The sequence below is a fragment of the Halorubrum sp. SD612 genome (assembly GCF_002135005.1).
This window is the reverse complement of record NZ_NEWI01000380.1, coordinates 1-1,250: the sequence shown is the minus strand read 5'-3', so window position 1 is coordinate 1,250 and position 1,250 is coordinate 1. Positions and strand designations below refer to the sequence as shown.

At 73.8% G+C, this 1,250-nt stretch carries 1 protein-coding gene and 1 pseudogene; one reads left to right on the top strand and one right to left on the bottom strand.

What is annotated here, in order from left to right; genetic code table 11:
- A partial coding sequence (locus tag B9G38_RS17515; RefSeq protein WP_086221196.1) for an HD domain-containing protein occupies positions 1 to 671 on the top strand: 671 nt, incomplete at its 5' end.
- A 7-nt stretch (positions 672 to 678) separates the two neighbouring features.
- On the opposite strand, the pseudogene B9G38_RS17510 reads toward B9G38_RS17515, so the two are convergent.
- Positions 679 to 1,250 (bottom strand): annotated as a pseudogene (locus B9G38_RS17510) (acetaldehyde dehydrogenase); the annotation flags it as partial.

The following is a 1,250-nucleotide window of genomic DNA, read 5'->3' as shown; positions in this document are numbered from 1 at the left end:
ACCGGAAGGGGTACAACGACCACGGCGCCAAACACGTCGAGATCGTCCGCGACCGCGCGCTCCGGCTGTACGACCTGCTCAAAGCCGGCGGCGTCGAGTTCAACGGCGCCCGCCAGCAGGGGCTCGACGAGGCCGACGAGCCGGTGATCGTCGCGCTGGCGGCGACGCTCCACGACATCGGCCACGTCGTCCACCGCCACGACCACCCGTACTACTCGATCCCGCTGGCGGCGGACCTGCTGGACGACCTGCTCCCCGCGTTCTACGGCGTGGCCGATCAGGTGCGACTGAAGGCCGAAGTGCTCCACGCCATCCTGTGCCACCACACCGAGGAGCAGCCGCTCACCCTGGAGGCCGGCGTCGTCCGGATCGCCGACGGCCTCGACATGGAGCGCGGGCGCTCGCGGGTCCCCTACGAGGAGGGCGGCCGCGGGATCAACACCGTCTCCTCGCAGGCGATCGAGCGCGTCTCGCTCCGCGAGGGCGACGAGACCCCGGTACAGGTCGTGATCCGGATGAACAACGCCGCCGGCGTCTACCAGGTCGACTCGCTTTTGAAGGCGAAGATCGACGGGTCGCTGCTCGAAGACCGGATCCGAACCGTCGCGATCAACACCCACAGCGACGGGGCGGACGGGAACGGGTCGATCGTCGACCGGATCGAGCTTTAGAAATCGGTCAGGGCCCGCGGAGCGTGTCGCCCGCCCCGTTCCGGTGAGCGGCCTCGTCGACGACGTCCGTCGCGGCGACGGTGGTCGTCCGCGCGAAGCGGTCGGGCGTGAGCCCGCCGCCGAGTTGGCTCCCCTCGGCGGCCCCGCCGGCCAGCACGGGCGCCGCCTCGAACCCGTTCGAGCGCGCGCCGGTCGCCGCGATCCCCGGCTGGTTGACGACGAGGCGGCCGGGGGCGAGCCGCTCCGCGACCCGGCGGGCGCGGCGCTGCTGGGTGGTGTGGACCGCCGCGGCGTGGGCGGACCCGATCTCGGCGGCGAGCTCGGTCGCGGCGTCGAACCCGCCGCGGCCGTGGACCGCGACCGCGGGGATCCCCGGAAGCGTCGCGAGCGCGTCGTCCGCGCCGTCGGGTTCGGCGACGAGGAAGGCCGCCTCGCGGGCCGCGCTCGGGAGGCCGAGCGCGGCCGCCAACCAGCGCGGCGAGTTCCCGCGAGGGTCCGTCTCGCCGGTCGCAGCGTCGCCGAGGAGCGTGCGGAGGCGATCGCGCTCCGCCGCGTCGAGGACGTACCCGCCCTCTCCCT